This window comes from Dyadobacter sp. SRI_021 (assembly GCF_057586235.1).
This window is the reverse complement of the sequence record NZ_JBYCZM010000015.1, coordinates 1-9,618: the sequence shown is the minus strand read 5'-3', so window position 1 is coordinate 9,618 and position 9,618 is coordinate 1. Positions and strand designations below refer to the sequence as shown.

7 protein-coding genes and 1 tRNA gene are annotated in these 9,618 nt (G+C 47.2%); 4 read left to right on the top strand and 4 right to left on the bottom strand.

Going from position 1 to position 9,618, the window contains the following annotated elements:
• Positions 1-2: 2 nt before the first annotated feature.
• The 4 genes from AC2YIT_RS29190 to tgt all read right to left on the bottom strand — a co-directional run bounded on the left by AC2YIT_RS29190 (position 3) and on the right by tgt (position 6,449).
• Complete coding sequence (locus AC2YIT_RS29190) at positions 3-2,261, bottom strand: GumC family protein (RefSeq protein ID WP_487281521.1); 2,259 nt, start codon at positions 2,259-2,261, stop codon at positions 3-5.
• Positions 2,262-2,411: 150 nt separating this feature from the next.
• Positions 2,412-3,518: a UDP-galactopyranose mutase gene (glf, locus tag AC2YIT_RS29185; protein WP_430849807.1), complete on the bottom strand. Its 1,107-nt coding sequence runs from the start codon at positions 3,516-3,518 to the stop codon at positions 2,412-2,414.
• 112 nt (positions 3,519-3,630) lie between these two features.
• Positions 3,631-5,088, bottom strand: a complete 1,458-nt coding sequence (locus AC2YIT_RS29180; RefSeq protein ID WP_430849805.1) for an OmpA family protein — start codon at positions 5,086-5,088, stop codon at positions 3,631-3,633.
• Positions 5,089-5,315: 227 nt separating this feature from the next.
• Positions 5,316-6,449 carry a tRNA guanosine(34) transglycosylase Tgt gene (tgt, locus tag AC2YIT_RS29175; RefSeq protein ID WP_430849803.1) on the bottom strand — a complete coding sequence of 378 codons (1,134 nt, stop codon included), beginning with the start codon at positions 6,447-6,449 and terminating at the stop codon, positions 5,316-5,318.
• A 60-nt stretch (positions 6,450-6,509) separates the two neighbouring features.
• On the opposite strand from tgt, the gene AC2YIT_RS29170 reads away from it, so the two are divergent.
• The 4 genes from AC2YIT_RS29170 to AC2YIT_RS29155 all read left to right on the top strand — a co-directional run bounded on the left by AC2YIT_RS29170 (position 6,510) and on the right by AC2YIT_RS29155 (position 8,770).
• Positions 6,510-7,691 (top strand): glycosyltransferase, encoded by a 1,182-nt coding sequence (locus tag AC2YIT_RS29170; protein WP_487281520.1) that lies wholly within the window; start codon positions 6,510-6,512, stop codon positions 7,689-7,691.
• Entirely contained in the window at positions 7,682-8,302 is a 621-nt protein-coding gene (gene rsmG, locus AC2YIT_RS29165; protein WP_430849799.1) for a 16S rRNA (guanine(527)-N(7))-methyltransferase RsmG, read from the top strand. The genes AC2YIT_RS29170 and rsmG overlap by 10 nt, the downstream gene beginning before the upstream one ends.
• Positions 8,303-8,329: 27 nt before the next feature.
• Positions 8,330-8,611 carry a hypothetical protein gene (locus AC2YIT_RS29160; RefSeq protein WP_090381752.1) on the top strand — a complete coding sequence of 94 codons (282 nt, stop codon included), beginning with the start codon at positions 8,330-8,332 and terminating at the stop codon, positions 8,609-8,611.
• An 85-nt stretch (positions 8,612-8,696) separates the two neighbouring features.
• Positions 8,697-8,770 (top strand) — tRNA-Asn (locus AC2YIT_RS29155).
• The last annotated feature ends 848 nt before the right edge of the window (positions 8,771-9,618 follow it).

Sequence of the window (9,618 nt, the reverse complement as noted above, 5' to 3'; positions counted from 1 at the left end):
TATTAATAGTAATTGTATTGATATGGAGGCAAGCTGCGGGCGCCATTAAGAACGATATGTACATCAGGTAGAAGCGACTGATTACGAGTCCTTTGTATTTCAGCGAGTTGACGAATGAAGGTGAAATGCTGCCGGACGATGTATAATGTCATATCGGCATGTGCGCCGAGGAGACGGGCATCGGCTACCAGGCCGACAGGCGGGCTATCCAATAGTACATAATCATAGGCGATTTTAAATGTTGAAATAAGGTCGGAGATTTTGGGCGATAGCATTATTTCGCCCGTTCCCGGATGTTGCTGCCCGGCTGCGAGGAAGTCAAAAGGTGCTCCGGGCGCGTTTCGTTGAATGAGCGGCTCGTCTCCCAATGCGATACATTCTGCAACGCCTTCGGGTTGTAAGTTTAACAGAATAGCCAGGGACGGTTTTCTTAGGTCGAAATCGACGAGGAGTACCTTCTTGCCTGTGAGTGCGAGTGAATGCGCGAGGTGCATGGCAACGAACGATTTTCCCTCGTTGGCCATGGCGGAGGTCAGCAATAGTACCTTATGTTGCTTTGCGCCTGCCACAAACTGGATATTTGTACGTAAGGAACGGAACTGCTCCCTGACAAGACTGCGATTGCCCTCTATTTTTAGCAAAGTAGCCCGGCTTTGATGGCTGATTTCCCCGAGTATCGTCACATCGCATTGCCGTAGAATATCCTCCTGCGAAGTGATCTTATTATTGAAGATTTGCCTGGTATACAGTATGCCGGCAGGCGCCAGGATGCCTGCGAACACTGCTACAAGAATGGTCAACTGGCGGTTAGGATAGGCGGGAAGCCGGCTGGCCTTTGGAGGATCGATAATCCTTGCATTAGCAATGTTTGCCGAGCGGGAGATCGCCGTTTCCATGCGTTTTTTGAGCAGGAACAAATACAGCTCTTGCTGAATACCCTGCTCGCGCGATTGTGAGAGAAATGCGCGTTGACGTCCAGGTAGTTGGTATACCCCGGCCTCCGAATTTTGGGCATATTTGCGGATAGCGGCAGCGCTCAATGTGAGTTCCTGTATTTGATGCTGAATTGCGTTGAATAGGTAGCTTCTCAAGACATCTATTTGCCTTTCGAGCGATCTCAACTGAGGATGCTCCGGTGCCAGTGTGGCGAGCGCCCTGATCCTTGCCAGCTGCATCTCATTGTATTGTCCTGCTAATGCTTCAAAATTGCTTTCCTGTGGGTACAATGCGGAAGGAATAACGACAGCCGGCTTTTCGCGCAAATGCGTTTCCAGCAATTGAACGATTTTCAAGCGGATAGCCAACTCTTTTTCCTCCGTTGCGTTAACAGCGGCTGTTTGAAGCGCCTGGCGGCTGTCTTCCGCCATGTCGATAACCCTGTGACGTTTGCGAAAGCGTTCGATGTCTGTCTCAACCTGGGTTAGTTCGTGCGACACGCGAGCGAGGTTGGTATTAATGAAGGCAATGGTGTTATCGGCTACTTTGTTCTTATCCCCGATACTTGCCTTTTGGTACCGTGCAATGAGTTGCTTCAAAATGGCTTCGCCTTTCACAGGCAAGACGTCCTGCACTGTCAGATTGACCAGACTAGCCGTTTTGTTGGGCGCCTGAATGCTCAAAACGCGGGAATAATGATCGAGTACCGCTTCGGTTCCTAATATTTTGAAAGAATATCGATAATCCGAAGCGGGTTCGAAGCCGGTGATATCGACGACCGCGGTCCCGTGCGGGAGTTCTAACTTCCTGCCAAAATACCCTTTGTAACTACCGTCAGGCGTTTGAAGCGTAAATGTGTTGCCGGCTTGTCGGTTGAGGTAATAGGTTTCTGGCTTTGACGGGCGAAATTTGATAAACCTGATTCTGTAAGGTGTTTTCTCGTACAATTCGGTTGTTTTGAGATGACCGGAAGCGAAATATTGAGTGGTTAAGTGCAGGTCCGCGATAACTTGGTTCAGCAGGGTCCGGCTTTTGAGTATTTCAATTTCGTTTTCCACACTGCTGGTAGCGGTGAGTAACCCGAGTTCTTCCAATAGGGCAGTTTCATGAAAATCACTGCCTCGAGAGTCGTCCTGGACTAATAAGGACGCGGTGATAGTATAATGCGGCGTTTTGTATCGCAGGAAAGTTAATCCGACGAGTACTGACAGCGTCGGTGAAATGAGGAACCAGTACCAACGGAATCGGATCGCCTTCCAGAGTGGGTGGTCCGCCCAATCCTGAAATGCTGCGAAATCTGCAATTTGAATTGTGGATGCCAACATTGCCTGCACGTTTTAGGTGATAGCATTTAGACGCTGGCTTGTAATTTTGGTAACGCGACTTCTACAAAAAATTTTTTAGAATTTTCCTGGAAAAACAAAAAAAACCTGTTTCAGAGGCTTGAAACAGGTTTTTGTTAGTGAAAATATTTTTCAGGAATCGAAGTGTACCTTCACTTTTTTTAGCGCTGACGCTACCACCTGGTGCATATCGTAGTACCGGTATTCGGCAAGCCTTCCACCAAAAATGACGTTTGGCTCTTCGGCTGCCAGGGCCTTATATTGATTGAATACCGCCGTGTTCTTATCGTCGTTTACTGGGTAATAGGGCTCGGCGCCCTTCACCCATTCCTGTGGGTACTCGTGGGTAATCACAGTCTTAGGCTGTGTGCCGAATTCAAAGTGCTTATGTTCGATAATACGGGTGAAAGGCGTTTCGCCATCTGTATAGTTCACCACTGCATTTCCCTGATAATTGTCTTGATCCAGTAGTTGGTTTTCAAAACGAAGGCTGCGGTATTCGAGCTGGCCGAAACGGAAATCGAAATACTCGTCGATAGGACCGGTGTAAACGACGGTTTCTGCGAGGGCAGTTAAGGCTTCTCTTTCTTTAAAGAAATCCACACCGAGGCGAACGTCGACGCCTTTTAACAGTCCTTCGGTGAGCTTATTGTAACCGCCGATCGGGATACCTTGGTAGCGGTCGTTAAAATAGTTGTTGTCGAATGTAAACCGTACGGGGAGCCGTTTGATAATGAACGCTGGAAGTTCGGTCGCTTTTCTTCCCCACTGTTTCTCGGTGTAAGCTTTGATCAGCTTTTCGTAAATGTCCGTCCCGACCAGCGAGATCGCCTGCTCTTCCAGGTTTTGAGGGTCTTTTATACCGGCCTCTTCCACCTGCTGACGGATCTTCTCCTTCGCTTCCTCCGGTGTACGCACCTTCCATAGCTGGTAGAAAGTGTTCATGTTGAACGGAAGGTTGTAGAGTTCACCGTTGAAGTTGGCCACCGGAGAATTGGTATACCGGTTGAATTCCACGAAGGAATTTACGTAGTCCCAGATGTCCTTGTCGTTGGTGTGAAATATATGGGCGCCGTACTTATGCACATTAATGCCTTCGACATTCTCGCAATACACATTGCCGCCGATATGATCGCGTCGGTCGATTACCAGACATTTCTTTCCGCGTTTGGTTGCCTCATGGGCAAATACCGATCCCCACAAACCTGCTCCTACTACCAGATAATCATATTGTTTCATTAATTCCCTGTTGCGTTGTTATGATGTGGCTAATTGATTTGGCGTGTGAATATATTAAAAAGAGAAAGGCTCCCGACGGGAGCCTTTCTCTTTAAGTCGTTTCCTTCAACTATTAGGGAAGAAGTTTCAATTCTACGCGACGGTTTTTCTGCAAACCTGCGCGGGTTGCGCTGTCGGCGATAGGTTTGAATGATCCGAAGTAATCTACGATCACTTTGCTTGGGTCTTGCAGACCAGCTTCGTTGATCAGGAAGTTTTTCACTGCATCTACGCGGCGTTTTGAAAGCGCGATGTTGTAGCGGTCAGATGCACGACGGTCGGTGTGACCAGCCAGCTGCAAGCGGCATCCGTTTTTGTTCATCAACGCTGCTACGTTTTTCAGCAATTCCTGGAATTCAGGTTTCAATACGTTTTTGTCGGTATCGAATGTTACGTTAGCAAAGATCTCGGAGCAAGCTGCGCCTGTTGCCAATGCGTTTTTCACGTAAGAATCGAAGTCTAGCACGCGACCAGCACCGTCAACAATGCTTCCTGCCGGTGAGTTTGGCTCTTTATCGAAGAAGTCGGATACACCGTCACCGTCGGTATCAAGCAACAAACGTGGGTCGATATCTTTTGGACGGTTTGCTTTTGCAACGGAGTCCATTTCTTCGAGTGTAAGGATTTTCGGAGGCTTAACCAGTACACGTGGATCTGTGTAACGCAGGTGGTAATAACCGCCTTCTTCTGGTTTGTAATCCCATTTGCCATCCACTTTCTGGACTTTCAAAGGCTTTTTACCCAATTTATAAGTTACCTGGATCGCACCGTATCCGTAGCTGTCAAGTTCAGAATTTCCTTTGTGGGAAGTTTTAACCTGATCTTTAATCTCTACCTTGTTTTGAGTTCTGTCGTAGTCGCCACCGTAAGTAGCGTCGAGGTAGTCAGAGTTGGTGTGAGTCAAACGGAAGTCAAGACCGATGTCGATTCTTGGAGTTACTTCGTAGTTGATGTTCAAGCCGGTTGGAACGATCCAGTCGTTCATTTTGCCTGTTTTACGAAGTTCTACACCACCTGCCAGGTCGTATGCCGTAGCATCGTAAAACACCTGACCGATACCTGCATACGCATCGATTTTCCAGCGCTTCATTTTGTTAGGACCCATCAGAAGCCCTTTCAGGTTCACGGTTCCGGAAAGCGAAACATCAAAGTAATTGCCTTCGAAGTAACGGTTATAACTACGACGTTTCATCCCTCTCAGGTTACCCAGAGATGCGTCCAGGCGAGCGCCGAACAGGTAAGAAAGTTGTTTGTTCAGTGTGAGGCCTCCTTGAAAAGTTCCGGATTCCTTGTGGCTGTCAGAGTTGGTTTTGGTAACAGGCCAGAAGTCATATTCTCTTAAATCGCCAAAAAAGAGCGTCGGGCCAAAGTGTGCGGAAATTGACCAGGTGTTCAATTTGTAGGGGCCATCGTACGTCGCTTTTGGATTGTAATCCGGAGAATTCGGTTGCACCAGTGGCTGTGCGAATGAAGGCAGCGCCATCATTGCTCCCAAGGCAAACGAACCAATCAACTGGGATACTTTTTTCATACTATTCAAGTTAGCGTTATTAAGATTAACTAGGATTGATCTATATCCAATTTTATGAGTAAAGTTATATATTGTTTTCACGGCTAATCGTAACATTAACCAAATGCCTAGTGCGCACAAAAATAGGTTAACAATATCACTTAATCAACCGCAAGTTGATACAAATGGAAAAGTTTCCTGATATTTAATTCAAATTTTACCCGAAAGAAACCTCCTTTTTTGAACTTTCAAAGCCGTTGATTCAATTTTTTTTCCATTTCCCGCTTCCAGGAAGCGAAAGTTCCGTCGATAATTTTCTCTCTCGCACTGTTAACCAGCCACAAATAGAACGTCAGGTTATGGATGCTAGCGATCTGCGCTCCCAGCATTTCGCCGGATTTTACAAGATGCCTCAGATAAGCCTTACTGTAAAATGTACTAACGTACCCGCCAAGAGCTCCGTCGATCGGTGACAAGTCATCCTTCCACTTTTCGTTGCGAATGTTAATAATTCCTTCCGTTGTAAAAATCATGCCATTGCGTGCGTTCCGGGTCGGCATGACGCAATCGAACATGTCCACGCCCAGCGAAATGCATTCGAGGATGTTTGCAGGCGTGCCTACGCCCATGAGGTAGCGTGGTTTATCTTTTGGCAGAATATCACAAACTACCTCCGTAAGTTCGTACATGATCTCCGCCGGCTCTCCTACCGAAAGACCGCCAATTGCATTGCCCTCGCGGCCCGCTGATGCAATAAATTCTGCGGATTGTTTCCGCAGATCTTTATAAACACTTCCCTGGACGATTGGGAATAATGTCTGGCTGTGGCCATAGCGCGGTTCGGTATTGTCGAACCGGTTGCAGCAGCGCGTGAGCCAGCGGTGGGTCATCTCCATAGACTTTCGTGCGTACCCGAAATCGCAGGGGTAAGGAGTGCACTCGTCAAACGCCATAATAATGTCTGCGCCGATCGTACGCTGGATGTCCATTACATTTTCGGGTGTGAAGGTGTGTACCCCACCGTCAATGTGTGACTTAAATACCACACCCTCTTCGTTTATTTTGCGACCTGTTCCAGCCAGCGAATAAACCTGGTAACCGCCGCTATCGGTTAATATCGGCCGGTCCCAGCCGTTGAATGCATGCAATCCGCCGGCTTTCTCGAGAATGTCAAGTCCGGGGCGGAGATATAGGTGATAGGTGTTTCCTAATATGATTTGTGCCTTGACATCCTCCTTCAGTTCACGTTGGTGAACCGCCTTCACAGTTCCTGCCGTACCCACAGGCATGAAGATGGGCGTCTGAATTACCCCATGATCCGTCTCGATCAATCCGGCCCTGGCTTTCGAATGGGGATCCTCAACTTGTAATGTAAACTTCATTAAAAGGTTTTAAATTGCTGGTGTGCAAAAATAGAAGGAACGTCTCGAACATTCCTGTCAATGACAGTATATTTGCATGAATATGGTAAAATTTTACATCTCTCTTCTGTTGTGGCCGATTCTTTACTCTATGCGCTGGGAGCGTTCGTAGCTGTTCAGTTATTCTATTATCTTTTCTTCTTTACACGGCTGGCATTTTACGGAAAGGGCGCTAATTATGGCAATGCCATGCCCGGAGTAACCGTATTGGTGTGCGCCTGGAATGAAAGAGAGAACCTGACGGAGCTCATCCCGCTGCTGGACGCGCAGGAGTATCCCGAATACGAGGTGATCCTGCTCGACGACCGGTCCGACGACGGGAGTGAAGAGTATATCCGGGAGAATATCAACCGCTGGAAGAACATCCGTTATATCCGCATCAACGACCAGTTTGATCACGTCACGCCGAAGAAATACGCGTTGACTGTCGGAATGAAACAGGCCAAATATCCGATCGCCCTCATGACCGATGCCGATTGCCGACCAGCTTCAAACCACTGGATAACCGCCATGACCTCCCGGGTAACCGAAAACAAGGATATTGTTCTGGGTTTTTCTCCTTATTTCAAACAGAAGGGCTTGCTCAATTGGTTTATTAGGTGTGAAACCTTCTATGCGGCCGTTCAATACCTGTCTTTTACGCTGGCTGGAATGACGTACATGGGCGTCGGCCGTAACATATTATATAAGCGCTCCGTATTTTTTGCCAACAAGGGCTTTTACACGCACAAACATGTATTCGGGGGGGATGATGATATTTTCCTGAACGAAGTAGCAACCAGCTCGAACACCACGATTTCCATCGAAGAGGACTCGTTTGTCTATTCCATTCCTAAAACCAACTGGAAAGACTGGTTCCGCCAGAAGCGTCGGCATATTTCCGTTAGCCGGTTCTACAAACCCCGGAACAAGATATTGCTCGGAATGCTTTCAGGTGCGCACATTGCTACCTGGATGCTTGGATTGCTGACGCTGGCCTGGGGGCTGATCACGAAGGATATGCTGTTGCTGGAATACCTCGGTATCGTTTTTGGAGTAAGATGGGCTATCCAGTGGTTCCTGCTTATCACGATTAATGTAAAGCTGGATAAAACCGTGGAATGGTTCAGCTTTTTACTGATGGACTTTGCACTTTTTGTTTATTATCTCGTTTTCGGGTTTTTGACCATGACGAGCAGAAAACCCCGTAAATCATGGAATTGATTGATAGATATTTCCCGAATCTCACCGCTGATCAACGCGACAAGTTCGGGCAAATGGGCGAGTTGTACGAATATTGGAACGCCCGAGTAAATGTGATTTCGCGGCAGGACATCGACACACTATACGAACGTCACGTGCTGCATTCGCTGGGTATTGCCAAAGTGCAGGAGTTCCGTCCGGGCACGGCTATTCTCGATGTAGGCACAGGCGGCGGCTTCCCCGGCGTTCCGCTGGCTATTATGTTTCCCGAAGCGCAGTTTCACCTCGTCGATAGCATCGGCAAGAAGATCCGAGTGGTACAGGAAGTCGTCAACGCATTGAAGCTCGACAACGTACGCGCGGACCAGGTGCGCGCCGAAAAGCTCGACGACAGTTACGAATTCGTGGTAAGCCGCGCCGTGACGCGTATGGCGCCTTTTGTGGGTTGGGTGAAAAAGAACATCAGCCGCAATTCCTTTCACGACCGTAGGAACGGAATTTTATATCTCAAAGGCGGCGACCTCGCCGAAGAGCTCTCGGAAATCAAAGAAAGGCCGCAGGTTTACGCGCTTTCCGACTTTTTCGGGGAGGAATTCTTTGAAACTAAGAAAGTCGTATACGTACCTTTGTAAGCATTCATTTAATAACCTATCCACAATATGAACGAGCGATTCAGCGCCAGCGGGCTCATGAACCCATTTTTTCCGGACGAAATTACGTTCGGAGAGAAGGGGGTAACCTTCAAAGTCAGAAAACTTTTCAGAAGTAACGATAATTTCGTGTTTTACTCAGATATCTCCGGCGTAGAGATTGACAGCGGCATGTTTTTTTCGACGATCAGGGTCATCCCGCGCATGCGTCCCGAAATAATTATCAATAATTTTACGAAGGGAGATGCCAAGAAAGTCAAGGAGTTAATCCTCGCGAAGGTTCAGGCGTAATAATTTTTTAAAGCCGACACTTGCGCCGTATAACTTGAATTGCTAGATTTGCACCACAATTCGAGTACAACAACCGGATAATGATTCCCGAATAGCTCAGCCGGTTAGAGCATCTGACTGTTAATCAGAGGGTCGCTGGTTCGAGCCCAGCTTCGGGAGCTTGAAAATGAAGCACTTACGAGATAAAACTTGTAGGTGCTTTTTTATTTGCAAACAATTTCACAAACATCCTCCTTTCTAGTCCTTGGCATGCCTTCTCTTTGAGCTGACTACTGTTAACGCAAGACTTGTGCTGCCGCTGATTGTACGTTGAATTTAAGAATTTTCTGCTGACTCCTGACACTTGTAGTGAAAGAGTTGATCCGATTACTAATACAACCTCCATTTAGCGCCTCAAATTTGCGTTCTAAAGGGACTTCTTGTATACGCGGGCAACCCTCTTTATTTGTGTTGCAAAGCGCTTCAGGTGTGAGAATTTGAGTGCTTAACGGTGTTCTTAACTTCTTGTGCAGAATTATTATGCTATAAATGCTTATAGATTCGCGGGTTTTCGGCCGTTGTCACTTTGCTCAGAATGATAGATTCAGAAACACGCAAGCTCTTTCACATATAAACTCCGTCTGTCGGAGCCGGGTATACTCCAACCTGTAAATACTAGTGGGGGCTTGTTCAATAAGGAGTGCTGTCTTCCATCTGTATGCGTTTTTGGGTTTGCCCCGATTCGCGTCACAGTAGAAGAAGACTAGCAAACACTCAACATGCTTGTCAAGGCTTTGCATCAACGGATTGGTAGAATTGGTTGATTTTCTAAAAAACACCTCCTTTCTGTAAACGAACTACCTTACGAGCTATTTATGCACCTTACGAGTGGAGTCGACGGTTAAACAAACCTATTTATCACAATTGCCTGGTCATTTGTGAGGATACAAACGGCAGTAGCCATTCTTCAAATTGGCGTTCTGAGGAGACTTCTTGGTAATGTGGGAGTTTCGTCCGTATACTAGGTG